Origin of the sequence: Mesorhizobium sp. 113-3-3 (genome assembly GCF_016756495.1) — a bacterium.
Taxonomy (GTDB): Bacteria; Pseudomonadota; Alphaproteobacteria; order Rhizobiales; family Rhizobiaceae; genus Mesorhizobium.
Map to the genome: position 1 here is coordinate 4,175,528 of NZ_AP023243.1, position 23,181 is coordinate 4,198,708.

General features: G+C 62.5%; 23 protein-coding genes and 1 tRNA gene. 10 read left to right on the plus strand and 14 right to left on the minus strand.

Annotated elements, in window-relative coordinates; genetic code table 11:
* Positions 1–38: 38 nt before the first annotated feature.
* A complete protein-coding gene (gene moaA / locus JG746_RS20315; protein WP_202354409.1) occupies positions 39–1,034 on the minus strand; it encodes a GTP 3',8-cyclase MoaA in 996 nt (331 codons plus the stop codon).
* A 195-nt stretch (positions 1,035–1,229) separates the two neighbouring features.
* Here moaA and JG746_RS20320 point away from each other — a divergent pair, with 195 nt between their 5' ends.
* Positions 1,230–1,583 (plus strand): gamma-butyrobetaine hydroxylase-like domain-containing protein, encoded by a 354-nt coding sequence (locus tag JG746_RS20320; protein WP_069093416.1) that lies wholly within the window; start codon positions 1,230–1,232, stop codon positions 1,581–1,583.
* Positions 1,584–1,752: 169 nt separating this feature from the next.
* Entirely contained in the window at positions 1,753–2,364 is a 612-nt protein-coding gene (locus tag JG746_RS20325) for a pyridoxamine 5'-phosphate oxidase family protein (RefSeq protein WP_202354410.1), read from the plus strand.
* Between the two features lie 33 nt (positions 2,365–2,397).
* On the opposite strand, the gene JG746_RS20330 is transcribed toward JG746_RS20325, so the two are convergent.
* Complete coding sequence (locus JG746_RS20330) at positions 2,398–3,564, minus strand: TolB family protein (protein ID WP_202354411.1); 1,167 nt, start codon at positions 3,562–3,564, stop codon at positions 2,398–2,400.
* A gap of 90 nt (positions 3,565–3,654) precedes the next feature.
* Positions 3,655–4,107 carry a MarR family winged helix-turn-helix transcriptional regulator gene (locus JG746_RS20335; RefSeq protein ID WP_172350540.1) on the minus strand — a complete coding sequence of 151 codons (453 nt, stop codon included), beginning with the start codon at positions 4,105–4,107 and terminating at the stop codon, positions 3,655–3,657.
* Between the two features lie 47 nt (positions 4,108–4,154).
* Between JG746_RS20335 and JG746_RS20340 the strand changes: the two genes are divergently transcribed.
* Positions 4,155–5,066 carry an alpha/beta hydrolase gene (locus JG746_RS20340; protein WP_202354412.1) on the plus strand — a complete coding sequence of 304 codons (912 nt, stop codon included), beginning with the start codon at positions 4,155–4,157 and terminating at the stop codon, positions 5,064–5,066.
* Positions 5,067–5,073: 7 nt separating this feature from the next.
* Here the strand turns inward: JG746_RS20340 and JG746_RS20345 are convergent, their stop codons facing one another.
* A complete protein-coding gene (locus JG746_RS20345; RefSeq protein WP_202354413.1) occupies positions 5,074–5,475 on the minus strand; it encodes a rhodanese-like domain-containing protein in 402 nt (133 codons plus the stop codon).
* A 59-nt stretch (positions 5,476–5,534) separates the two neighbouring features.
* A complete protein-coding gene (locus JG746_RS20350) occupies positions 5,535–6,149 on the minus strand; it encodes a TetR/AcrR family transcriptional regulator (RefSeq protein ID WP_202354414.1) in 615 nt (204 codons plus the stop codon).
* A gap of 100 nt (positions 6,150–6,249) precedes the next feature.
* On the opposite strand from JG746_RS20350, the gene JG746_RS20355 reads away from it, so the two are divergent.
* Positions 6,250–6,996 (plus strand): 3-oxoacyl-ACP reductase family protein, encoded by a 747-nt coding sequence (locus JG746_RS20355; RefSeq protein WP_202354415.1) that lies wholly within the window; start codon positions 6,250–6,252, stop codon positions 6,994–6,996.
* 210 nt (positions 6,997–7,206) lie between these two features.
* On the plus strand, positions 7,207–9,087 hold the full coding sequence (locus tag JG746_RS20360) for a L,D-transpeptidase family protein (protein WP_202354416.1): 1,881 nt from the start codon (positions 7,207–7,209) through the stop codon (positions 9,085–9,087).
* A gap of 4 nt (positions 9,088–9,091) precedes the next feature.
* On the opposite strand, the gene JG746_RS20365 is transcribed toward JG746_RS20360, so the two are convergent.
* The 5 genes from JG746_RS20365 to JG746_RS20385 form a co-directional block, all read right to left on the minus strand.
* On the minus strand, positions 9,092–9,574 hold the full coding sequence (locus tag JG746_RS20365; RefSeq protein WP_202354417.1) for a hypothetical protein: 483 nt from the start codon (positions 9,572–9,574) through the stop codon (positions 9,092–9,094).
* A 114-nt stretch (positions 9,575–9,688) separates the two neighbouring features.
* A complete protein-coding gene (locus JG746_RS20370; protein WP_202354418.1) occupies positions 9,689–10,429 on the minus strand; it encodes a lysozyme inhibitor LprI family protein in 741 nt (246 codons plus the stop codon).
* A 158-nt stretch (positions 10,430–10,587) separates the two neighbouring features.
* A complete protein-coding gene (locus JG746_RS20375) occupies positions 10,588–10,845 on the minus strand; it encodes a PepSY domain-containing protein (RefSeq protein WP_202354419.1) in 258 nt (85 codons plus the stop codon).
* Positions 10,846–11,006: 161 nt separating this feature from the next.
* A tRNA-Val gene (locus JG746_RS20380) sits at positions 11,007–11,081 on the minus strand.
* A gap of 139 nt (positions 11,082–11,220) precedes the next feature.
* Positions 11,221–11,904 (minus strand): phosphoglycolate phosphatase, encoded by a 684-nt coding sequence (locus JG746_RS20385; protein ID WP_202354420.1) that lies wholly within the window; start codon positions 11,902–11,904, stop codon positions 11,221–11,223.
* 208 nt (positions 11,905–12,112) lie between these two features.
* Between JG746_RS20385 and rpiA the strand changes: the two genes are divergently transcribed.
* The 3 genes from rpiA to gor all read left to right on the plus strand — a co-directional run bounded on the left by rpiA (position 12,113) and on the right by gor (position 14,963).
* Positions 12,113–12,844, plus strand: a complete 732-nt coding sequence (rpiA, locus tag JG746_RS20390) for a ribose-5-phosphate isomerase RpiA (protein ID WP_202354421.1) — start codon at positions 12,113–12,115, stop codon at positions 12,842–12,844.
* Positions 12,831–13,451 carry a DUF2059 domain-containing protein gene (locus JG746_RS20395; RefSeq protein WP_202354422.1) on the plus strand — a complete coding sequence of 207 codons (621 nt, stop codon included), beginning with the start codon at positions 12,831–12,833 and terminating at the stop codon, positions 13,449–13,451. The genes rpiA and JG746_RS20395 overlap by 14 nt, the downstream gene beginning before the upstream one ends.
* A gap of 120 nt (positions 13,452–13,571) precedes the next feature.
* On the plus strand, positions 13,572–14,963 hold the full coding sequence (gene gor / locus JG746_RS20400; RefSeq protein WP_202354423.1) for a glutathione-disulfide reductase: 1,392 nt from the start codon (positions 13,572–13,574) through the stop codon (positions 14,961–14,963).
* Between the two features lie 98 nt (positions 14,964–15,061).
* Here gor and mgtE read toward each other — a convergent pair whose 3' ends face one another.
* Both mgtE and JG746_RS20410 read right to left on the minus strand, forming a co-directional pair.
* Positions 15,062–16,426 (minus strand): magnesium transporter, encoded by a 1,365-nt coding sequence (mgtE, locus tag JG746_RS20405; RefSeq protein WP_202354424.1) that lies wholly within the window; start codon positions 16,424–16,426, stop codon positions 15,062–15,064.
* Positions 16,427–16,698: 272 nt separating this feature from the next.
* Positions 16,699–18,591, minus strand: a complete 1,893-nt coding sequence (locus JG746_RS20410) for an ABC transporter ATP-binding protein/permease (RefSeq protein WP_202354425.1) — start codon at positions 18,589–18,591, stop codon at positions 16,699–16,701.
* 644 nt (positions 18,592–19,235) lie between these two features.
* Between JG746_RS20410 and JG746_RS20415 the strand changes: the two genes are divergently transcribed.
* Positions 19,236–19,688 carry a hypothetical protein gene (locus JG746_RS20415; protein ID WP_202354426.1) on the plus strand — a complete coding sequence of 151 codons (453 nt, stop codon included), beginning with the start codon at positions 19,236–19,238 and terminating at the stop codon, positions 19,686–19,688.
* A gap of 34 nt (positions 19,689–19,722) precedes the next feature.
* Here JG746_RS20415 and JG746_RS20420 read toward each other — a convergent pair whose 3' ends face one another.
* Both JG746_RS20420 and JG746_RS20425 read right to left on the minus strand, forming a co-directional pair.
* Positions 19,723–20,403: a DsbA family oxidoreductase gene (locus tag JG746_RS20420; protein ID WP_202354427.1), complete on the minus strand. Its 681-nt coding sequence runs from the start codon at positions 20,401–20,403 to the stop codon at positions 19,723–19,725.
* 16 nt (positions 20,404–20,419) lie between these two features.
* The gene (locus JG746_RS20425; protein WP_202354428.1) at positions 20,420–22,240 is read right to left on the minus strand and encodes an extracellular solute-binding protein; all 1,821 of its coding nucleotides are present in this window, start codon (positions 22,238–22,240) and stop codon (positions 20,420–20,422) included.
* A gap of 233 nt (positions 22,241–22,473) precedes the next feature.
* Here JG746_RS20425 and JG746_RS20430 point away from each other — a divergent pair, with 233 nt between their 5' ends.
* A complete protein-coding gene (locus JG746_RS20430) occupies positions 22,474–23,103 on the plus strand; it encodes an invasion associated locus B family protein (protein WP_135864814.1) in 630 nt (209 codons plus the stop codon).
* Positions 23,104–23,181 lie beyond the last annotated feature (78 nt).

Here is a 23,181-nt window from a genome sequence, read left to right on the forward strand (position 1 = left end):
GTAACCAAAGACAGTCTTGCACCAAATCGGAGAAAAAATCAGCCGCCGGTGACGCTCATATGCCGGGACACCGCGGGACGGCTGGTGCGCCGGTCGATGATGAAATCATGGCCCTTCGGCTTGCGGCCGATGGCCTCGTCGATCGCGTCGGCGACAAGCTCGTTGCCTTCGGATGCACGCAACGGCGCGCGCAGGTCGGCGGCATCTTCCTGGCCGAGGCACATATAGAGCGTGCCGGTGCAGGTCAGCCTGACGCGGTTGCAGCTTTCGCAGAAATTATGCGTCATCGGCGTGATGAATCCGAGCTTTCCGCCGGTTTCTGCGACCTGGACATAGCGGGCAGGGCCGCCGGTCTTGAAGGGAATGTCGGTCAGCGTGAACTGGCGCTCCAGCGAAGCGCGCAGCAGCGACAGCGGCAGGTACTGGTCGGTGCGATCGGCGTCTATCTCGCCCATCGGCATGGTTTCGATGACGGTGAGATCCATGCCACGACCATGCGCCCAGCGCATCATGTCGGGCAGTTCGACGTCGTTGAAATCCTTCAGCGCCACCGCGTTGAGCTTGACCTTCAGCCCGGCCGCCTGAGCGGCATCGATGCCTTGCATGACCTTGTCGAGATGGCCCCAGCGGGTGATCTGGTGGAACTTGTCGGCGTCAAGCGTGTCGAGCGAGACGTTGATGCGCCTGACGCCGCAATCGGCGAGTTCGGCGGCGAAGCGCGACAGCTGCGAGCCGTTGGTGGTCAGCGTCAGTTCTTCCAGCGCACCGCTGTCGAGGTGGCGCGAAAGCTGGCGCACCAGATGCATGATGTTCTTGCGCACCAGCGGCTCGCCGCCGGTGAGGCGCAGCCTCTTGACGCCCTTTTCGATGAAGACGGTGCAGAGCCGGTCCAGCTCTTCCAGCGACAGCAGGTCCTTCTTCGGCAGGAAGGCCATGTCCTCGGCCATGCAATAGGTGCAGCGGAAATCGCAGCGGTCGGTGACCGACACTCTGAGATAGCTGATCGTGCGACCGAAGGGGTCGATCATGTTCATGTTCGAGCGTTTCCGTGGCCGTTAGCGGGCGCCGTTATATACAGCTATGTGATACGATCCAGCCCGCCATTCAAGATACCGCTTCTCGATCTTTGGTAACATCCCGGAGCCGACACGGCGTGTCGGTCGTCTATCAGGACTTTTCCCCTCTCGCGAAGCGGCGTAGGGAAGGGCAATCGATATGGGATCAACAGCATGACCGCGCCAAAAGAACTCAGGGTCTCCAAGGACCGCAAACTGCTGTCGGTCACCTTTCCCAACCACCAGCCATTCGAACTGCCGGCGGAGCTGTTGCGCGTCGCCTCGCCATCGGCCGAGGTGCAGGGTCACTCGCCCGACCAGCGTGTGACGGTTCCCGGCAAGCGCAATGTGGCCATCCTCAAGATCGAGCCGGTCGGCAACTATGCTGTGCGCATCACCTTTGACGATTTCCACGACACCGGCATTTTCACCTGGAACTATTTGCATACGCTCGGCCATGAGAGGGATGAGCGTTGGAATGCCTATCTGGCCGAGCTTGCGGAAAAAGGCTTGAGCCGCGATCGCTAGATCAGGATGACGTTTGGTTGGATCGTCACCCTGATCTAGCTTTTTTGTTGGAGCATGATCTTTTCCGAAAACCGGTTCCCACTTTTCGGGATCTTGCTCTGATCCCGCCGCTGTCGTCAAAACGTCATCGATGTGGGGTAGCGCCGGCAAAGGTTCGGAGACAAAGAAGATGCCGCTCATCACCACGGTCGAACAGCTCGAGGCGCTCTACGGCGTTCCTGGCGAAGCCTCACTGGTCAAGGAACTCGACCACGTCATTCCTGAATATGCCGCCTTCATTGAGGCCTCGCCCTTTGTCGCGCTTGCCACCAGCGGCCCGGAGGGGCTGGACTGTTCGCCGCGCGGCGATCTCGCCGGCTTCGTGCGCATCGTTGGTCCCAAGACATTGATGATGCCGGACCGGCGCGGCAACAATCGCGCCGATTCGCTGCGCAACATCATCCGGGATCCGCGCATCGGGCTGCTGTTCCTGGTTCCGGGCTCCGGCACGACGCTGCGCATCAATGGCCGGGCACATATCACCACGGATTCCGCGCTTTGCGCGTCCTTCATGGTCGACGGCAAGGCGGCGCGGTCGGTGACCGTCATCGACGTCGATTCGGTCTATTTCCAGTGCGCCCGCGCCATCGTCCGGTCGGAGCTCTGGAACCCGGCCAGGCATGTCGATCCGAAGTCGCTGCCGACGCCCGGAAAAATCCTCGAAATCACCAGCCGCAAGAACATCGACGGAGAAACCTACGACAAGGAATGGCCCGAGCGGGCGAAGAAAACAATGTGGTAGCCGGTTCGCCCTCCTGCGAATTGTGTCGCGGGGCTATTGTCCCAACGTGACGAACAGGACCGACCCCAATTTGTCGCCCATCTGCGCGATGATCATGGTGTCGTTGGAAGCCCAGGTGAAAGGCTGCTGGCCGCAACAGACTGTTGGGAAAAATCCTCCGCCGATGAGCAGCCGGGCCGGCTTGCCAGGCGCCTCGGCGAGAAACAGACCTCCGGGCATATCGGCGTTGGCTCTGTCATATGTGATATAGGCCAGCGCTGATCCGGTCGGCGACCATGCCACCCCGACGACGTTCTGGACAAGATCGACCGGCACGATCTCGCCGCTCGCCAGATCTATTACCCTGGCGTCGATGCCACTGGCAGTTCGCCCGAGCAACAACAGGAACTTCCCGTCGGCCGAAAAAGCCAGGCTCGCCGGCTGGCCCGCGTCGCTCATTGCCGCGACGCGCTTCGGCGTCGCTTCGCCGAGCTTCAACAGATATATGCCGGCCCTGTCGGCGTTGTCCTTGTCCGCGAGGCTGTAAGCCACTTGCTTGCCATCCGCCGAGACTGTCATCGCCCAGACCCGAAAACTGCTTTTGGAGGCGATTTCGAATGCGACGCGAGGATCGCCGCCACCGGCTTCGATCGTCATCAGGCTCGTCGAACCGCCTTGCTTGATGCCTCCGTCCGGAACGGCGTAGCGCACGAAAGCGATAGTGTCGCCGTCGATCCAATGGGCGAGAATGTCCAGGTTCGCCGGTCCTTTGCCGTCCAGAAAACTGCCGGCGAAGCCATCCTCGGTCAGGTTCCTGACGGTAAATGTCGCAGGATCGAACAGCCGGATGTCCGTATCGCGAAAGAACTCCAGCCCGTAAGTGTATGTCGGCATCAGCAGGTGGCTGCCCGCGGGGGACCAGAACATGTCAGCCGCTTCACCTGGGCTATTGTCGGGCGTGGATTGCATGCAGGCGACTTTTGCCCAGGATCCCATCTGGGACGGAGCCAGCAGACAGAACTCGCTGCCGTTGAGATGAAGCACCCGACTGCCATCCGGCGAAAGCAGCGCCGCCTTCTGACCGGCACTGGTCCACATGTCCTCGATGACCTTGGTGTCGAGGACGCGAAACTTCGCATAATCCTGTGCGGCAGCGCGGCCGCATAGAGCCGCAACGATGCCGAGTACAAGCATGGGCAAATTGCGCAGGGTCGGGGTCATTTCGATCGTCCCTCAGGCGAAACGCAAGAATCCCGCATAGTTCTGAGTTTTTCAACAGCCTTCGCGAGGGGATAGCGATGATCCTGCCGTTCACGCTTCCTTCAGCACCTCATAGATCTTGCGCATCTGATCGCCGATCATGTCGCATTGTTCCGGCGTCGACTGGCTCATCGCCTTCTCGATCAGCGCCATATGCACTTTCAGCGCCTGCATCAGCAGCGCCTCGCCGGCTTCGGTCAGGGCGAGCCGCAGGATGCGCTTGTCCTTCTCGTCGCCTTCGCGGCGCAGCAGGCCGCGCGTCTCCAACTGCGGCAACAGCATCGTGATGTTGGAGCGGCCGACGAGCAGCTTGCGGGCAAGGTCGTGCTGCGACATGCCGGGATGGCGGTAGAGGTTCATCAGCACGTCGAGCTGCGCTGGCTTCAGGTCAAGCGGCGCGAGTTTCACCGCCAGCGTGCGCTCCAGCACATGGCAGGCGCGCGCCACCGCGACCCAGTTGCGAAAACGCGGGTTGTCCCAGGGTAGCTCTTGTTTATTGTTCATCTTTGAACTATTATGTTCATGCTTGAACGTATGGATGGATTCTCACTATGGCATCAATCGGGCTGAAGGTCATCCGGAGCGTATTTGGTGCGGCCGAGCATATTGCGCCACGCATCACCGGGCGCGCGGCTTTCGAACTGTTCTGCCGCACGCCGAGCGCCAAGGCGCTGACCGACGGCGAGCGCCGCGCCATAGGCCGGGCCGCGGAGTTCATGACCGAGGCGCGCCATCACCGGCTGAAGACCAGGACCGGCTGCGTGATGGTGCACGAGTTCCGGCCGGAACCGGGCAGGGCCGCACTTGGCACCGTGCTGGTCGTCCATGGCTGGCGATCGCGCACCGAATATATGCGCGCCTTGATCGAGGGCTACCGCGCGGCCGGCTACAGGGTCGTCTCCCTGGACCTGCCGGGACACGGCCATTCGCAGGGCCGGCACCTGAACATGGTCAATGCGGTCGACGCGGTGCGCGTCGCCGGCGAATGGTTCGGCCCGTTTGTCGCGGCGGTGGGTCATTCCTTCGGCGGCGCCGTTGCCGCCAATGCCATTGCCGGTTCGGTCAAGGACATTCCGCCACTGGCGGCCGGACGTCTTGTGCTGATTGCAGCCCCAAGCTCCTTGCCGACGATCTTCGCCGATTTCAGCCGCATGCTCAATGTCGGGCCGCGTTCACAGGTCGCGATGGCGGATCGTGTCCAGCATTTGTCCGGACGGCCGCTGCATGAATTCACAGGCGACCGCCAGCTCGCCCAGGCGCCGGTGCCGACGCTGGTCATCCACGCGCCTGACGATCGCGAGGTATCGGCCGAGCACGCAAAGCGCTATGCCGGCGCCGGCGGCCATGTGCGGTTGCACTGGGCCGACGGGCTCGGCCACCGCCGCATCCTCGCCGACAAGGGCGTGGTCGCGAGCGCAGTCGCCTTCGTCGCGGAGCACCGCGAACCGTCCTTCCTGCATTGAGCTGCGGTCAGGCTATTTTCTTCTTCTCGCCGGGCTCGACCGGCAGTCCGGCCGCCTTCCAGGCGGTGTAGCCGCCAAGGATGTGCTTGACCGGCGACAGGCCCATATCCTGCGCCGTCTTGGTGGCGAGCGCCGAGCGCCAGCCGCCGGCGCAGAAGAACACAAAACTCTTGCCCGAGGCGAAGAACGGCTTGTGGTAGGGGCTTTCCGGATCGATCCAGAATTCCAGCATGCCGCGTGTGACATGTTTGGCGCCGGGAATCCTGCCGTCGCGCTCGACCTCGCGCGGGTCGCGCAGGTCGACGAAGATGGTGTCTTCGTCCTCGAGCAATCCTGCGGCTTCTTCAGGCGAAACCACTTCGATCTCGGCGTTGGCTTCATCCAGCAGTTCGCGATAACCCTTTTTCACCGACGTTCCTCCCGGCCTTGCTGGCAGGTCGGAATTTCGAGCACAACGGCCTGCGTTTGTCACGCTCTCTCGGGGCCTGCCAGCGTCTGCCAGGCAGCCATCGCGCCAGCGACGGTCGCCATAAGCGCGGAGCACGACGCGCCGTCGCGCGCCTGGATGGACATGCCGTGCTGCACCGTGGCGTAGAAGGTCGCCACGGCACCGCAGTCGAAGCCGGCCGGCAATTCACCCTCGGCCACGCCGCGCTCCAGGCGCTTGCGAAGGGCCGTGAGGTTTTCGGCGCGGCGGCGACGCAAATCGCTGCAGATGGCACCGCTGCTTGAATCCTCATGCAATGCGCCCAGCGCAATCAGGCATCCCTGTGGGCGATCGGTCTGCGAATAGGCCCTGGCTGTCCGCCGCAGGAAGTTCTCGATCGCCTGGCATGCCGTCGATGCCTCATCCAGGGCGGCCCAGATCTCCGTTCCTTCGGCTTGCGTGTAATATTCGGTCGCTTCGAGAAACAGCGCCTCCTTGCTGCCGAAGGCGGCATAGAGGCTGGGCGAACTGATACCCATCGCCGTCGTCAGCTCGGCGATCGACGTACCCTCATAGCCCTTGGCCCAATACAGCTCCATCGCGCGCCGCAGGGCGGCGGTTCGATCGAAGGTGCGGGGACGGCCTCTTTCCGACATGTTCTTCTTTTCTGTGTTGATCGATACATAAATGAGTTGACGCGGTCCAGCAAGGCTGCCAGATATTTATGTATCAATCACTACATAAATGGAGAAACAGATGTCTTCCAGCGATTTGAACGGCAAGGCGGTGCTCGTCACCGGCGGCAGCCGCGGCATTGGGGCGGCGATTGCGCGAAGGCTCGCGGCCGAGGGCGCAGATGTGGCGCTCACCTATGTGCATGGCGAGGAACAGGCCCGTTCGGTCGTCGCCGAGATAGAGGCCAAGGGCGGCCGCGCCATCGCCATCAAGGCGGACAACCGCGACGCCGAGGCGATAGACAGGGCCGTCGATGACGCCGTCGCGGCATTCGGACGGCTCGATATTCTGGTCAACAGTGCCGGCATCTGGCGTGCGGCGCCCATCGACACATTGTCGTTAGCCGACTTCGACGAGACCATGTCGGTCAATCTCAGAGCCCCTTTCATTGCCTCGAAGGCGGCAGCGGCGCATATGGGCGAGGGCGGCCGGATCATCTCGATCGGCAGCAATCTCGCCGAGCGCGTCACCGACACCAGCCTCGGCGCCTATTCGGCAAGCAAGGCGGCGCTGGTCGGCCTGACCAAGGCACTCGCACGCGACCTCGGTGCGCGCGGCATCACCGCCAATGTCGTCCATCCCGGCTCGACCGACACCGACATGAACCCGGCGGACGGACCGCATTCCGACCACCAGCGCCAGAAGATGGCGACGCCGCGATTCGGCAAGGCCGAGGATATCGCCGGCATGGTTGCCTGGCTTGCCGGCCCGGAGGGGCGTTTCGTCACCGGCGCCGCGTTGACCATCGATGGCGGCGCCAACGCCTGAATTCTGGGGCGTTCCTCAGGCTGGAGCGAAACACCCGCGCTCCAGCCGTCACGATCTTGTGAAACCGTTCTGCAACAGGCTTTCCAAAATTTATGAAAGCTTAACGAAATCGGTATGAATCGGTATAGTCGCGCCTTACATCCGCCATGCGGTGAGCGAGACGGTCTAGCGTGCGGAACGGGAACCGGTTGCGGCCGGAGCGGGTGATCCATGAAATTCCTCGGTAAAAAAGCAACCGCGATGCCGCTTGTGGCGATCGCGGCAACGCTCGCCCTCGGCGCGCCTCAGGCAAGTGCGCAAGGGCTGTTCGACATGCTGTTTGGCGGCGGCATCCGGCATGAGCCGGAAGGCGAGTTTCCGCCTCCGCCAAAGCACAAGCCCAAGCCGAAAGTCCCGGCTGGCGGCGGCACGAAGATCAGCAGCCCGTCCTACTACACCTACAAGGCAGACAAGCTCGTGCGCGTCGATTTCTCGACGCTGTCCGCCGCGCCCCAGCCGGCGGCGCCACAGGACGCGGCGTTCGTTCCGTCGGCCACCGGGGCTGCTTTCCACGATGCCATTGCCAGTCTCAGCGATTACGAACTCTACGCCGAGCCCGACATCGCCAAGGCGCTGATCGCCTATTACTCGGCCAATCCGGACTTCATCTGGGTGAACGGAACCAGCCTCAACAGCCGCGCCCAGGATGCGGTGCGGGTGCTGGGCGAGGCCGCGAGCTACGGGCTGACGCCCGCCGACTACACGGTCGATGTGCCGGCCACGACTGCGGCCTCGGTGGATGACGCGGCCAAGCTGAAGGAGCTCGTGCGCTTCGAGATGGCGCTGTCGGCGCGCGTGTTGCGCTACGCCCATGACGCCCAGAACGGCCGTGTCGAGCCCAACCGGATGACCGGCTACTATGATTTCCCGGCCAAGCCGCTCGACATGGTCGGCGTGCTGAAGACGCTGGCGCATACGCAGGAAGTGCGCACCTATCTCGAATCGCGGCATCCGCAGAATGCGGAATATCAGGCGCTGCGCGTCGAGCTGGAGGCCTTGCAGGCCAGTGCGGAAAACGAGATCGTCGTCGACCCCAAGCTGCTGCTGAAGCCGGGCGAGACCAGCCCCGAACTGCCAAAGCTGCTGTCGCTGATTGCGCGCAGTCTCGATGACGAGATGGGCGGCACCTATGGCGAGCTGCTGTCGCGGCTGGCGACCAGTGAAGTCTACGTCCCCGAGCTGGTGCCGCTGATCAAGGCGGTGCAGGTGAAGGAAGGCATGAAGGGCGACGGCGTCATCGGTCCGCGCACCGTCGCCTTGCTGGCCGGCACGTCGAAGGCCGACAGGCTGCTCAAGGTGCAGGTGGCGCTGGAGGAACTGCGCTGGCTGCCTTCCGATCTCGGCAGCCCGCGCGTCTTTATCAACCAGCCGGCGTTCACCGCGAGCTACATCGACAACGGCGAGGAGAAGCTGAAGACGCGCGTCGTCGTCGGTCGGGTCACCAACCAGACGGCGTTCTTCTACGACCAGATCAAGCAGGTCGACTTCCATCCCTATTGGGGCGTGCCGCAGTCGATCATCGTCAACGAGATGCTGCCCAGATTGCGCAACGATCCCGGCTATCTCGACCGGGCCGGCTACGAGGTGACGGATTCGCGCGGCAAGCGCATTCCCTCGTCGGCGGTCAATTGGGGCGCCTATGGCGCCAACATCCCCTACAGCGTGCGCCAGCAGCCGAGCGAGGCCAATGCGCTGGGTGAACTGAAGATCCTGTTCCCCAACAAGCACGCGATCTACATGCACGACACGCCGCAGAAATCGTTCTTCAAGCAGGACATGCGTGCGCTCAGCCACGGCTGCGTGCGCCTGCAGGACCCGCGCGGCATGGCGGCGGCGGTGCTTGGCACCTCGGTCGACTATGTCGCCGAGAAGCTGAAGCACGGCCATTCGACCGAGGATGTGACGCGCAAGATTCCGGTCTATGTCGCCTATTTCACCGCATGGCCCGACCTGTCCGGCAAGGTCGAGTATTTCAATGACGTCTACGATCGCGATACACGGCTGAAGCAGGCCCTGGACGCCACAGAAGCGGTTCGCTCGCCCTCGAGCTGATCGTTTAGAATTGCGACAATGGGCGACGGAAACCCGCCTCCCGACCGGCGATCAGCCAGTAGATCAATCCGGCGACGAGGCCGGCGGCGGCGATGATGCCGATATCGGCCCAGCGCTCCGGATCCATATCCTCCGTCGGAACCGGCCAGATCAGGAAGAAGCCGCCGGCGGCGGCAGCGGCGCCGAAAAACATGTGCATCAGGACATTGCGCAAGGAGAAGAACTCGGCGATCAGCGCGAAGATCAGCGTTTGCAACCCGGTCACGACAATCGTCAGGAAATAGACGAACATGCCGAGCGGCGGCACCACCAGGACAGCGATCGGGCTGACGCCCATCATGTCGAAATAGGCCGGTGCGTTGGGCAGGGAACTGAGCGCGGCATAGATCGCCACCACGGCGACCAGGCCGACCAGTATGGCGACCAGATAACCAGCGAGCATCATCAGGATGCGCTTCAACACATGCTTTGCCGTCGCCATGCCCATCCCCCCATGCGGCGCAGTCAACCGTTGCAGTCAGCCATCAAAGACGATCTGGCGCAAGGGGAGCGACCGAGCGGGCCCTTTTGCAGGCATTCGTGGATCGCGAGGCAGGGCTGATCAGGCGCCGCCACACAGATGCTGGGAGTCCGGCAAGGCCCAGGAACCTTTCGCAACCAGATCGATCGAATAATAGACCCGGCCACGGTCATCATCCCTAGGACAATCCCTGGGAATCGCGATCAGGCACATCTCGACGGGGTCGCCGACCTTCGAGGCGGCGAGGCCGGGTTCGCGATCATAGGAAACGGACCCGCCGCCATTGGTGAAGGTGGCGGCGCTGCCTGCGTCGGGCGTGGCCGTTTCCAGCGGATCGTCGCCAACCCGCGTGGTCAGCGTCTTGATATGGGTGGACGCGCATTGCCCGACTGCCGAGGGCAGGGGCTGATCCTTGTTGCCGGGGTTGCGCGCGGCAGCGTCAAGCGCCTTCTTGCCGATCAGGGCGATATTGTAGTCCTGCACCCAGGCCGGCGCATTGCCATAGGTCTGCAAGGCATTGTTCAGCGCGCTGACGATGCAGGCGGTATCGCTCTTGCAGGCGTTGCGGTCGGCGATCAGCCCGCGGGCGATCTTGCGCTTGTCGCCGCCGAAGGCCGGCTCGAAGCCCTTGTAGGCCTTGGCGACCAGCAGATCGATGGCCGACAGCTGCGGATCCGCGCAGATCGCCTTCTCCGCCGGCAGGCTCGCCTTGGCGCAGTCGAAGGACGGCCCGTCGGCCCGCGCCGAAGGTGCCGCAAGCATGCCGCCGGCCATGATGATGGCGAGGACGAGCATGACATCGGTACGAACGGAAAATCGCATGCTTGCCCCCAAGCCAACGCATTGCCCAAGGCGCTGCCCCACGCCAGACATGGATATCATACTCCAACAATGGACATTTTGCGGCATGTCCGGTCGGCCAAAAGCGGCGCCCGGACAAACGGGCTTCTTCGTCGAATGGAGGACGTCTTCCGGCGGCGCTATTTGGGCTCAGCCGTCACCGGATCATAGGTGATTTCGACCTTTGCCTTGTCCGACGTGTAGTAGGTGACGGTGTAGGCGTCCTTGTCCCAGTCGACCTCTTTCACATAGCGAAAGCCGTCGCGCTGCTCGACCTTGGCAAGGATCTCCGATAGCTTCTTGGCATTTTGTGGCGGCAGCGGCGCTTCATCCGCGGCAAAGGCCGGCCCGGCGGCGAGAAGAACGGCGACGCTGGTCGCCTGCAGAAATCTGGACATGGCTTTCCCTCAAGTTTCGACGCAAGGAAACGAGCTGGCGCGGTGGTTGGTTCCAGATGGGATGCCATGCGTGCCCGGCGAATGTTCGCACGAGCGGCTGTTTGCCGCGCCGTTACCAAGAGAGCGTCAACGGGCTAAGGCTGGAAAACCATTTGGGAAAATGGTGGGCGATGCAGGGATTGAACCTGCGACCCCACCCGTGTGAAGGGTGTGCTCTCCCGCTGAGCTAATCGCCCGCTCGTTGCCCGAAGGCCAAGCGAGCCGCGATATAAGGGAGGCCGGCCGGTTAAGTCAAGGCGCTGTCTGGCGTTCTTTCTGAGATCGGATTCTGCGCCATTTCGGGATCGTCCCGACGGTATTCTCGTTGCTGTCCGTTCAGTGTCCCGCGGCCTTGATCAGCCGCTCCGCCAGATCCACGGTCAGCGCGTCGAAATGCGAAATCACCGCCGAGGGCTCGAATTCACGGACATGCCGGTCGGTGTAGCCGAAATCGACTGCTACAACAGGAATGCCGGCGGCCTTGGCGGTGTCGATGTCGGTTTGCGAATCGCCGACCATCAGCGCGCGGTGCGGATCGCCGCCGGCGAGCTTGATGGTTTCGGTCAAGTGGCGCGGATCGGGCTTGCGGAAGGCGAACGTGTCCTGGCCGGCGATCGCCGCGAAATGCCTGGTCAGACCTAGCGCCTCGATCAGCGCCAGCGAGTTGGCCTCGTATTTGTTGGTGCAGATGGCCAGGAGATAGCCGGCCTTCTTGAAGCGCGCGATGGCCTCGATGACACCGGGGTAGGGGCGGGATTTGCCGGGAATGTTGTCGGTGTAGTGATCGAGGAACAGTTTGAGCAGCCGGTCATGCTCGGCGACGTCGAGTGAGCGCTGCTGGGCGGCGTGTGCCCGCTCTATCATCACGCGGCCGCCATGGCCGACGAAGCGCCTGAAGCCGGCCTCGTCGACGGCCGTGAGTTCGCTGGCGGCCAGGCTGTGGTTGAGGCTGTCGAGCAGGTCCGGCGCTGTGTCAATCAGCGTTCCGTCGAGGTCGAACACGATGATCGGGCGACTCATGATCCATCCTGCGCAGATTTGTGCATCGGCAGGCGATAGCGGCTGCGGCGCGCCAAGGCAAGCAGAGCGGTGGACAGGCGCCCAAGGGCTTTGACCCGACCGGCAAAAATGCTAGGAGCCCGCAACACTAAGTTTCATGCATGTCGTTTCCCCAAAACCGAGGTCACTTTTGGGCGACATGCAGAAGGTTCCCGGGGCAGCAAGCGGCATGGATGCAAGACAATTGAAGGTCGAGGCCGCGCGGGCCGCCCTTGCCCATGTCAGCGACGGCATGCGGCTCGGCATCGGCACCGGCACCACGGCGGAAGAATTCGTGCGGCTGCTCGCCGACAAGGTCGCCACCGGCATGACTGTCATCGGTGTGCCGACGTCGGAGCGCACCGCAGCACTGTGCCGTGAACTTGGCGTGCCGCTGTCGACACTGGAGGAAACGCCCGAGCTCGATCTCACCGTCGACGGCGCCGACGAGGTCGATCCGGAACTGACGCTGATCAAGGGCGGCGGCGGCGCGCTGCTGCGCGAAAAGATCGTGGCCGCGGCCTCGCAGCGCATGATCGTCATCGCCGACCGGTCGAAGATGGTCGAGACGCTCGGCCGTTTTCCGCTGCCGATCGAAGTTAACCAGTTCGGCCTGCGTGCCACCGAGATCGCCATAGCCAAGGCGGCTGCGGAACTCGGCCTTTCCGGTCCGATTACATTGAGGATGACGGGAGGCCAGGCTTTTGTTACAGACGGCGGCCATTTTATCCTCGATGCATCTTTTGGCCGCATTCCGGATACAAGAGCGCTTTCGAATGCTCTCCACGCCATTCCGGGCGTGGTCGAGCATGGTCTTTTCATCGGGCTGGCGTCAGCGGCCATCATCGCCGGCGGCGACGGTATCCAAACCGTCCATGCCGCCCGAAAACCAGGGAGTTCTACCGATCATGATGTTGCATAACCGGGTTCGCGGCCTTTGCGCCGTTCTGGCGGCTTCGGCCGTTTTCGCCTTCTCTTCGCCGGCGTTTTCGCAGGACGTGACGGAATCGCACCTGAAGGCGGCCCGCGCCGCGGTCGCGGCGATCCATGCGACCGACCCGTTCGACAACATCCTGCCGCAGGCGGCCGCCGCGCTCGAGTCGCAGCTCATCCAGAAGAACCCGGACATGCAGGAGCTGATCGGCAAGACGATCAGCGAGAAGGCGCTGGCGCTGGCCTCGCGCCGCGCCGATCTCGAGAAGGAAGCCGCCCTTGCCTATGCGAAGGTGTTTTCCGAAAAGGAACTCAACGACATCGCGGCCTTCTACAACTCCGACTCCGGCAAGAAGCTTCTCGACAGCGGCCCGACCGTGACGCGTGATCTCGTCAAGGCTGCGGACATCTGGCAGAACGGCCTTGGCCGCGACCTCGCCCAGCAGGTTGGCGAAACGCTGGCCGCGGCCGCCAAGGCAAAGGCGAAGGCAGCCCCTGCGCCCGCTGATGGTGCAGCTCCCGCCGACAATGCGGCTCCGGCGGATGGCGCTGCCCCGGCCGATGGTGCGGCTCCCGCCGACGGCACGCAGAACTGATCCTGCGTTTTCAAATGCGGCCTTGCGGCCATCTGTGAAGCCCGGCTTGTCCGGGCTTTTCTTTTGGCCTTTGGCGGCCTACCTGTCACTCGCATTTTCCGACGTTCAAGGAGCCGCCCCATGGCTGGTTATGACTACGATCTTTTCGTCATCGGCGGCGGCTCGGGCGGGGTGAGGGCGGCGCGCGTCGCCGCGGCACTCGGCAAGCGCGTCGGCATCGCCGAGGAATACCGCTTTGGCGGCACCTGCGTTATCCGCGGCTGCGTGCCGAAAAAACTCTATGTTTACGCCTCGCAATTTCCGGAGCATTTCGCCGATGCCGCCGGCTATGGCTGGACGGTGCCGGAAGCCAGTTTCAATTGGCAGACGCTGGTCGCCAACAAGGACCGCGAGATCAGCCGGCTGGAGGCGATCTACAAGAAGAATGTCGAGGGCGCAGGTGGCGAGACCTTCCATTCGCGGGCGATGATCGTCGATCCGCATATCATCCGTCTTCTTGGCGAGGACCGCACCGTCACGGCCGACCAGATCCTGATCGCCACCGGCGGCCGTCCGGCGGCGCATCCGGCACTTCCCGGTCATGAACACTGCATCTTCTCCAATGAGGCTTTCGACCTCAAGGAACTGCCGAAGGCGATCATGATTGAGGGCGGCGGCTATATCGCGGTCGAGTTCGCCAACATTTTCCATGGGCTCGGCGTCGACACCACGCTGGTCTATCGCGGCAAGGAGATCCTCAGCCGCTTCGACATGGATCTGCGCCGCACATTGCACGAGACCATGGAAAAGAAGGGGATCAAGATACTCTGCCACGCGGTGAGCGAAGAGGTGCGCAAGCGGCCGGACGGCCGCCTCGACGCCGTTCTCACCAACGGCCAGACGCTGACGGTGGATCAGGTGATGCTCGCCATCGGGCGCATTCCAAACACCGAGAATATGGGCCTGGAAGGCATCGGCCTCGAGATGACCCAGGCCGGTGCGATCAAGGTCGACGCGTACTCCCGCACCAACATCGACAGCATCTGGGCGATCGGCGACGTCACCAACCGCGTGCAGCTGACGCCGGTGGCGATCCACGAAGCGATGTGCTTCGTCGAGACGGCATTCAAGGGCAACCCGACTGCGCCCGATCACGAGACGATCGCAACTGCGGTCTTCTCACAACCGGAAATCGGCACGGTCGGCCTGTCGGAAGATGACGCCGTGAAGCGTTTCGCCGATGTCGAGATCTACCGCGCCAGCTTCCGGCCGATGCGGCATACGCTGTCGGGCCGCGACGAGAAGATGCTGATCAAGCTGGTGGTCGATGGCGCGACCCGCAAAGTGCTTGGCGCCCATATATTGGGGCCGGATGCCGGCGAAATGGCGCAGCTGCTCGGCATTCCGCTGAAGGCTGGGCTGACCAAGGATGATTTCGACCGCACGATGGCCGTGCACCCGACCGCCGCGGAAGAGCTCGTCACCATGTACAAGCCGACCTACCGCGTGAAAGACGGCCAGCGCGTCCAGTGACGGGCGTGGTTTGCTCCATGAAGGTCGACGAACCATCCACAGCGTGAGAGGCGGAAGTCGCCGCCGGCCATGGCCAGCGGCGGAGACGGCAGGCGCGGCTACAGCAATGTGCCGCGCAGGATGACCAGCGCCACCGAGAAATAGATCACCAGCCCGGTGACATCGACCAGCGTGGCGACGAACGGCGCCGATGCGCTGGCGGGGTCGAAACCGACCCGTTTCAGGGCAAAGGGCAGCATCGATCCCGAGAGGGAACCAAAGGTGACGATGCCGACCAGTGCCGCGCCGACCGTCGCGGCAATCAGCGGCCAGTGCGGGCCGTAGTCGTAGAAACCGAAATACTGCCACAGCGTGATGCGGCAGACGCCGACAACGCCAAGGATCGATCCCAGCACCAGGCCGGTCGGCAGCTCGCGCAAGGCAACGCGCCACCAGTCGCCCAGGCCGATCTCGCGCAGCGCCATCGCCCGGATGACCAGGGAGGTCGCCTGCGAGCCGGAATTGCCGCCGGAGCTCATGATCAGCGGGATAAAGAGCGTGAGCACGATCGCCTTTTCCAGCTCGCTCTCATAGCTCTGCATGGCGTTGGCGGTCAGCATTTCGCTGAGGAACAGCGCGCACAGCCAGCCGGCGCGCTTCTGGATCATGGCGAGGAAGCTCATCTTCATGTAGGGCTCGTCGAGCGCTTCCATGCCGCCGAAGCGGTGCACATCCTCCGTCGTCTCCTCTATCATCGTGTCGATGATGTCGTCGATCGTGACGATGCCGAGGATCTTGCCGTGGTCGACGACAGGCACGGCCAGCAAATCGTATTTGGAGATCGTCTGCGCCAGGGTTTCACGATCGGTCAGTGGGGTGACCGTCACCGGCACGCGATCCGGCGCCACCGACAGGATCGGGTCGTCCGGCTCACCGGTGATGAGCCGGCGCAGGCCGGTCGACCGCACCAGGAGATGCGTTTGCGGGTCGACGATGTAGATCGCGTAGACGGTCTCGCGCGTCCGCTCGACCTTTCTGATATAGTCGAGCGTGCGCCCGACGGTCCAGTCAGAGGGAACGCTGACGAACTCCGTCGTCATGATGGATGCGGCGCTGCCTTCGGGATAGCCCAGGATGGACAACAGGGTCGCGCGCAGCGACGGCGCCAGTGCGCCGAGCAGTTCGGAGCGTGCCGGCTCATCGAGCTCGCGCAGTATGTCGGCCGCACGGTCGACCGACATGGCGGTGAGCAGCTTGCTTGCCTTGGCGCGGGGCAGGGCCTCCGCGAGTTCGGGCGCACCGTCGAGTTCCGGCTGGTCGAATATCTCGACCAGCCGCTCGAAGGGGACCGCGCAAAGCAGGTCCGTCGCGGTTTCGCGCGATTCGTGGTTGAGCGCCTCGACCACGTCGGCGACATGGTCGTTGGCAAGGATGCGGGCGATGGCGACAGCCTCGTCGTCCGCTACGGGGGAAAAATCGTTCATGGTTCACTCCTTGCCGTCCGGCAGGACATGAACCATTGGAGGTCACGTCTAGGCGGACGGCGGTTGCGTTCGACTAATACTGTCGCCAGGCATGGCGCGGTGACCTTTCCGCTTGCGGGTTCGCGTTTGACTATCAGCAAGCCGGCGCAACATAGGAGCGCGCCTTGCCGAGTCAATCGCGGTGAGTGAGGAAAACGGCGCCTGACGGCTCCGATCGCGATACTGTGATCGCCGACTGCCGTGCTGCCCGGCAAGTCGCGGTGAAATCAACGTTATTTCTGCTTCAGCCGACGCGAGAAACGCAGCCATTTGTCCTCGACGGGCCGTGGCTGGCTCAGAATCGTGGTGAGTTCGACCGGCAGTGTCGGGACCAGCGGCTTCTTGGTCGCGACGCCTTCGGCGATCAACACGATCGAGTGGTAGAACTCGGTGCCGGCAGCCGATCGTGGCGCCACCGCTTCGTGCATGACGCTGATCACCGTCACATCGGGGCAGTTGTCCTTGATCGCCTGGTGGAAGGCGATCTTGCCTTCCGGGTCGAGGGCACCGGTTGCTTCGTCGAGGAACAGCAGCCCCGGCTGCTGCAGGATGATGCGGGCCACCACCAGCTTCTGTTTCTGGCCGCCCGACAGGACCTGATCCCAGCTTTTGCCTTCACGGCTTTCATTGGCCATGTGCTCGATGAAGTCGCCAAGGCCGGCCTTGTGCAGCGCGGCCGCGACCTGTGCATCGCTATGGTCGTGCTCCGAGCCCGGCAGGCAGACCAGCTGTTTCAGCGATACCTGCTGCAGTTTGACCTCCTGGGCGGCATAAAAACTTCTCACGCCGTCGGGGAAGACGATGGTGCCGCGGCCGTAAGGCCAGAGGCCGTTGATCGCCTTGATCAGAGAAGTCTTGCCGCAACCGGATTCGCCCTTGAGGAACGTCCACTCGCCGCGCCGGAAGCGCAGATTGGCGGCGCTGAGGAACGGCGTCGCGTCCTCGCCCTGGTGCGCCAGTTCGAGCTTCTGGATGGTCAGGCCGAAGACCGGGTTCTGGCTGGCATAGTGGAAGTCGGACTGACCGGTCTGGCTGTAGAACGCCTGCGGATGCTGGACGTTCTCGATCGCGTTCGCCAGTTCCGTGACACGCTGGCTGTTGGCGCGCAACGTGGCGATGGCGGGCATGACATGGATGAACCACGAGCACTGGCTGATCAGCTGGGCGACCATTTCGGAGCCGGTTATGTAGCCCTTGTAGTCCAGGCGATTGTGGATGAACGACACCAGACCGGGACCATAGGCGACGATCCGGGCGCCGAGGAAGTTGTAGATCAGCTCGAACGACGTGTAGCTGTTGTTGACGACATTGAGCTTGCCCCAGGTCTTGTCGATATCGACGTAGAGCTTGTCGTGCATCGACTTTTGCACATCCTCGCCATGCGAGGCGGCGACATGGAAGCTGCGGCGCAGGAACGTCGTCAGTTCGCTGCGGTAGCTGCCCTCGGCCTGCTGCATGCGGATATTGAGCCGCTCGAGCAAGCGGCCAAGCTTGACCGCGATCCAGGTGTTCAGCGGCACGTAAGTGGCGACAGCGAGGAAGGCCAGCGCCGCGCTGCCATAACTGCCAAGGAACTCCAGCCCTTTGACCTCGACCGAGGATCCGATCAGATTTTCGCCGATGAAATAGAGCGACGTCGCGACACCCAGAACGCCCATGGCGAGACCGATCGCCCCTCCCGTCATGTCCTTGATCGATTCCTGGATGCGCTGGTCGATGTTGTCGGGAGCCACGATACCGCCAGCCACCGAACCATGCTGGGCATGGAAATGGGTATGATTGCCGTCGAGCAGGGCCTGGTTGAACTGGCTGTTCAGCCAGCCGCGCCATTTGCGGTGGAGGGTTGCCGAGACAAGACCACGCACGCCGGTGAACCCGGCATCCTTAAGCACGACCAGCAGCACCAATATGCCGGCATTGGTCAGAATCGCCCGCAGCGGGCTGGTGTTGGCGGCATCGTGGAAAAAGGCAATCGAATTGCCCAACTCGCCCAGCGCCACGGCAAACCATACGCCGGCCTTGCTGGAAAGTGCCGTCAGCAGGGCGATGACGACGGTGAGTGTCCAGGCTTCCGTCCACCGATCCGAGAACCAGTAGGCCCTCATCAGGCCCCAGAAGCTGCGCATCGAGGATACCGGCGTTAATTGCGACGGCCCCGCGGCTCCGCGGTGTAGTCTATCCGGTACTGACTCCTGCGATCGTTTGCCGATCCGAATCACGATCCCGCCCAAACCTTTTTTGTTTTGTTACGGATAGTAACACCAATTGATCATTTTCCATTAATTTTTGTAGGGGGTCGGAGAGATTGAAGTACCGGACGTGTCGGGAAGGCAACAGAACAGGCCGTCAAAATGCAGCGCGGAAGCCGGCCGAAGTGTCATTTAACGTAATAATTTGAGATAGTTACCCGGTAGCGAAGCAGCAGGCCAAAACCTTCCCTTGGGGAAGGTTTCCGCACGATTTTGTGACTCGTTTTGGCTTGCCCGGCAGGCCGATTTTCTCATTGCGGCTAACCAAATTCCCGAAAACGGGCCGTCCTTTGATGCCTGATTCCTGCCGCTGTCGGCCTTGCCGGAGGCCGAGAAATGACCCTAAACGGTCTCTGCGGTGAGGCGTATTCGCCGATCATCACTTAACCGCCTTGAACCCGACATGCCTGACCATGGCGCCGGGATCGATCGGCTGGAGCGGCGTTGACAAATCCCGGGTTCGGGATTGAACCTTTCGAGGCGTTGTCGACACCCATGGTTGTCCAACGGGAGGCTTCCCCATGCTCACGCGCGCAACCGCATTCGCAGCTTTCAACCTCATCGCCTGGTTATCCCTCTTTGCCTGGGGATCCTTCGCGAATGCAGCCGAACAGAGCATTCCGGCCGGCGCCGAGGGCCAGATCGAGTTCAACGCACCGTCGGGCAACATTGGCTGCATCTACACGCCGAAAGGGGGCACGAGTACCTACGAGCCCAGGGATGGCGGCCCGGAACTAAGCTGCTCGCGCGTCGAGCCGAGTTACATCACCATCATCCTTGGCCCCAAGGGGCCGGCGACGCTGATCAAGAACCCCGGCGAACAGCCTTGCTGCAGCGATGTCACAAGGCTCGCCTACGGCAACAGCTGGAGCGCCGGGCCGTTTTCCTGCCAATCGTCAACGAAGGGTCTGGCCTGCGCGGCAATGAACGGCCATGGATTTTTCATCAGTAAGGCCAAGGTGACGGTGAAGTAGGCCTGTTCTTACCGCAGGCGATGGATCACCGGCCTCAGCCGACCTTGTCCAATTCGCCCCGAGCCTTCGCCGCCGCCACCTGGCGGATGGCATCCGCCAGCGTGTCGACGTCCTGAGCCCCCATCACGGCATATTTGCCTTCAAGCAGGAAGCACGGCACGCCCGATATGCCCATGCGCGACGCCGTGGCGATCTCGGTGCGCACCGCTTCGACATCGGCGTCGGTCGGCAAGAGCGTGGCGACCACGGACGCATCCATGCCGGCCTCGCGGGCGGCTTCGACCAACACGGCATGGTCGCCGATGTTGACCCCTTCCTCGAAATTCAACTGGAACAGGCGGCGGACCAGCCTGTTCTGCACGGCTTCCCCGGCAGCACCCGCCCAACGGATCAGGCGGTGGGCATCGAGCGTGTTCGGCGCCACCTTGATGGCATCGAAGGCAAAGGAAATGCCCTCTGCCTCGCCAAGCGGCTCGATACGGGCATGGATCTCGCGAATGCGCTCGTCGCTGCCGAACTTGGCCCGCATATACTCCCGGCGATTCTTGCCTTGCGACGGAATGGTCGGATCGAGCTGGAACGGCCGCCAGCGTATGTGCACATCGACATCCCCGGCCGCGGCAACCGCCTTGTCCAGCCGCTTCTGGCCAATAAAGCACCAGGGGCAGACGACATCCGACACCACGTCGACGGTTATGGCGGTCGCTTCGCTCATCTCGATCTCCGGATTTTCAGTTTGGTTTGCGCCACCATGTCGGCAGCTGATAGCCGAATATGGGCGTCTTCTTCGGATGTTCCAGATAATTCCAGTAAGCAAGCCACTGCTGCGTGTTGTACTGCATGGGCACCATGTAGTTGCCCGAGATCAGCAGCCGGTCGAGAACGCGAACGGCGGCGACGTAGTCCTCCTTCGAGCGGGCGCGCAGCATCGCTTCGATCGCCGCATCGACCGCCGGATCGGCAACGCCGGCGAGATTGAAAGAGCCTTCAGCCCTGGCCGCCTCGGAGCCCCAGCGCCCAAGCTGTTCGAAGCCTGGCGACAGTGAATTGTTGAAGCCGCTGGATCCGATCAGGGCCTCGAAATCGAAGCGCTGCTTGCGTGACTGGATCTGGTCGCCGTCGAGGCTGCGGATGCTGACGTTGATGCCGATCTTCTCCAGCGTGCGCTGATAGATGCCGGCCAGCCGCTCCTCGTCTTGCGAAGCGGTCAGGATCTCGAATGCGAAAGGTTTGCCGTCGGGATCGAGCATCGTACCGTCCTGCACGTGGTAACCGATGCTTTTCAGGAGATCGAAGGCTGCCTTCAACACCTTGCGATCCTGGCCCGAACCGTCGGTCACGGGCGGTTTCCAGGTGCCGTCCATGACGTCAGGCGGCACACGGCCGGGGTAGGGGGCGAGCAACGCCTTCTCCCTGTCGTCGGCAGGATGGCCGAGCGCGGAAAGCTCGGAGTTCTGCCAATAGCTCATCGTTCGGGTGTATTTGCCGCCGAACAGGTTCTTGTTCGCCCATTCGAAGTCGTAAAGCATGCCGAGCGCGCGCCGAACCACCGGATTGGAGAACTTCGGCAGCCTCGTGTTGAACAGGAAACCGCTCACCACCGGTGGAATGCCGGTGTCGAAGGTCTCGGAAACCACCTCGCCCCTGTGGAAGGCCGGGAAGTCCAGGTCGCGCTCCCGTTTGACCGGATCGCCGTCGTCGTCGATGGCGCAGAGGCCTTTCTTGAAAGCCTCGAGCTTGGCGTTGGCGTTGAGGAAATATTCGATGGTGATCTGGTCGTAATTGTCGAAGCCGCGCTTGGCCGGGACATCCTTGCCCCAATAATCGGGGTTGCGTTTGAACACGATGCGCTGGCCCGGCGCCACCTGGGCAATGGTGTAAGGTCCGCTGCCAATCAGCGGCTTCAGCGTTGTCTTGTCGAAAGTCTCCTTGTCGAAGGCATGTTTCGGCAGGATAGGCGTCAACGCGATGATCAGAGGCGTTTCACGATTGGCCTTGTCATTGAAGGTGAAGCGTACGCTGTGATCACCGGTCTTTTCAAGCTTGGCGATCAGGCTCATGCGTGCGTTGTAGGGCGGGCGGCCCTTGTCGGTGAAGACATCGTAGGTGAACAGCACATCCTCCGGCGTCACCGGCTCGCCATCCGACCACTTTGCATTGGGGTTGAGGTGGAATTCGATCGACTTGCGCTCGGCATCCATGTCCGCGCTGTCGGCGAGCAGGCCATAGAGACTGAAGGCTTCGTCGTAATTGCGCTGCATCAGCGGCTCGAAAACGAGGTTGCCGTAGGTCAGATCCATCATGCCGCGCGCCGTCGTGCGCAGGCTTTTCAGGATGAAGGGGTTGAGGTTGTCGAAGCTGCCGACGACACAATAGGTGATGTTGCCACCCTTCAGCGCATCGGGATTGACGTAGTCGAAATGGGTGTAGTCGGGCGGTAGCGCCGGCTCGCCCTGCATGGCGATGGCATGCTTCGGTTCCGACATGGCTGGTCGCAGCGAAAGGGTGAAAAGCGATATCGCGGTGATCAGCCAAACAAGAACGCGGCCCATGACCGTCTCCTTAACAGGTCGGCTTGATGATTCGGTGCGCACCCTAGCATGAGGCAGCTCGTTGCCGGCCAATCGTGTCATCAAGAATTACAAGTGAACGGGCTGGATTCGGCACCGCTTGCAGTGTAACACGCCGTCCGAAGTCATTCTGTTGCCTCATTTCGGCAACAGGTAGCTGGACCACACGGCGTAGAGAAGCCGGTTCCGGGATCATTTGAGAGGAAGTGCACGAGATGACGAGCCTGAACAGCAATGCGTACCGCCTTTCGGTCATGGCCGCGGGCGTGGTCGGCTTTCTGGGCGCGGGACTTCCCTCTGCTTCCGCACAGCAGCAGCAACAGATTCCACAGGGTTGGTTCAAGGCCTGCACCAAGCAGGAAGACGTCGATATCTGCAACGTCCAGAACATCGTCACTGCCGGCAACGGCCAGCTCGTCACCGGTGTCAGCCTGATCGAACTCAAAGGCAAGGTGAACCGCAAGGTGTTTCAGGTGACGGTCCCGACCGGCCGCCTGGTGCCTCCCGGTATCGGCCTGCAGATCGACACTGGCAAGGCGCAGAAGCTCGACTATGTCATCTGCTTCCCGGATCGTTGCGTGGCCGAAGTGCCGCTGACCGACCAACTGGTCGCCTCGTTCAAGAAGGGTCAGGGGATCACGCTGACCTCGATCAATTTCCAGAACCAGGCCAACCCGATCAAGATCGCGCTCCAGGGCTTCAGCGGCGCCTATGACGGCCCGCCGCTGCAGCAGTCGGACATCGAGGACCGGCAGAAGAAGCTGCAGGATTTCGTCGCCAAGAACAACCAGGACTTCGCCAAGAAGCTCAAGGACGAGCAGGACAAGGCCAAGACCGCCAACTGATCACCGGCTCGGCCACTGTGGAGGCAAAGAAAAAGCGGGGTCATGCCCCGCTTTTTTCGTGTCTGGCCCTGGCCTGGA

What these genes read in the sequence shown, in the direction of transcription:
- JG746_RS20350 (WP_202354414.1), bottom strand. Translation starts at nt 6,149, where the DNA reads ATGTCGGAAAGAGGCCGTCCCCGCACCTTCGATCGAACCGCCGCCCTG.
- JG746_RS20355 (WP_202354415.1), top strand. Translation starts at nt 6,250, where the DNA reads ATGTCTTCCAGCGATTTGAACGGCAAGGCGGTGCTCGTCACCGGCGGC.
- JG746_RS20410 (WP_202354425.1), bottom strand. Translation starts at nt 18,591, where the DNA reads ATGCGCAGCTTCTGGGGCCTGATGAGGGCCTACTGGTTCTCGGATCGG.
- JG746_RS20415 (WP_202354426.1), top strand. Translation starts at nt 19,236, where the DNA reads ATGCTCACGCGCGCAACCGCATTCGCAGCTTTCAACCTCATCGCCTGG.
- JG746_RS20365 (WP_202354417.1), bottom strand. Translation starts at nt 9,574, where the DNA reads ATGGGCATGGCGACGGCAAAGCATGTGTTGAAGCGCATCCTGATGATG.
- mgtE (WP_202354424.1), bottom strand. Translation starts at nt 16,426, where the DNA reads ATGAACGATTTTTCCCCCGTAGCGGACGACGAGGCTGTCGCCATCGCC.
- JG746_RS20330 (WP_202354411.1), bottom strand. Translation starts at nt 3,564, where the DNA reads ATGACCCCGACCCTGCGCAATTTGCCCATGCTTGTACTCGGCATCGTT.
- JG746_RS20325 (WP_202354410.1), top strand. Translation starts at nt 1,753, where the DNA reads ATGCCGCTCATCACCACGGTCGAACAGCTCGAGGCGCTCTACGGCGTT.
- JG746_RS20430 (WP_135864814.1), top strand. Translation starts at nt 22,474, where the DNA reads ATGACGAGCCTGAACAGCAATGCGTACCGCCTTTCGGTCATGGCCGCG.
- JG746_RS20395 (WP_202354422.1), top strand. Translation starts at nt 12,831, where the DNA reads ATGATGTTGCATAACCGGGTTCGCGGCCTTTGCGCCGTTCTGGCGGCT.
- JG746_RS20340 (WP_202354412.1), top strand. Translation starts at nt 4,155, where the DNA reads ATGGCATCAATCGGGCTGAAGGTCATCCGGAGCGTATTTGGTGCGGCC.
- JG746_RS20385 (WP_202354420.1), bottom strand. Translation starts at nt 11,904, where the DNA reads ATGAGTCGCCCGATCATCGTGTTCGACCTCGACGGAACGCTGATTGAC.
- JG746_RS20375 (WP_202354419.1), bottom strand. Translation starts at nt 10,845, where the DNA reads ATGTCCAGATTTCTGCAGGCGACCAGCGTCGCCGTTCTTCTCGCCGCC.
- JG746_RS20360 (WP_202354416.1), top strand. Translation starts at nt 7,207, where the DNA reads ATGAAATTCCTCGGTAAAAAAGCAACCGCGATGCCGCTTGTGGCGATC.
- rpiA (WP_202354421.1), top strand. Translation starts at nt 12,113, where the DNA reads ATGGATGCAAGACAATTGAAGGTCGAGGCCGCGCGGGCCGCCCTTGCC.
- JG746_RS20320 (WP_069093416.1), top strand. Translation starts at nt 1,230, where the DNA reads ATGACCGCGCCAAAAGAACTCAGGGTCTCCAAGGACCGCAAACTGCTG.
- JG746_RS20425 (WP_202354428.1), bottom strand. Translation starts at nt 22,240, where the DNA reads ATGGGCCGCGTTCTTGTTTGGCTGATCACCGCGATATCGCTTTTCACC.
- JG746_RS20370 (WP_202354418.1), bottom strand. Translation starts at nt 10,429, where the DNA reads ATGCGATTTTCCGTTCGTACCGATGTCATGCTCGTCCTCGCCATCATC.
- JG746_RS20420 (WP_202354427.1), bottom strand. Translation starts at nt 20,403, where the DNA reads ATGAGCGAAGCGACCGCCATAACCGTCGACGTGGTGTCGGATGTCGTC.
- JG746_RS20335 (WP_172350540.1), bottom strand. Translation starts at nt 4,107, where the DNA reads ATGAACAATAAACAAGAGCTACCCTGGGACAACCCGCGTTTTCGCAAC.
- moaA (WP_202354409.1), bottom strand. Translation starts at nt 1,034, where the DNA reads ATGAACATGATCGACCCCTTCGGTCGCACGATCAGCTATCTCAGAGTG.
- gor (WP_202354423.1), top strand. Translation starts at nt 13,572, where the DNA reads ATGGCTGGTTATGACTACGATCTTTTCGTCATCGGCGGCGGCTCGGGC.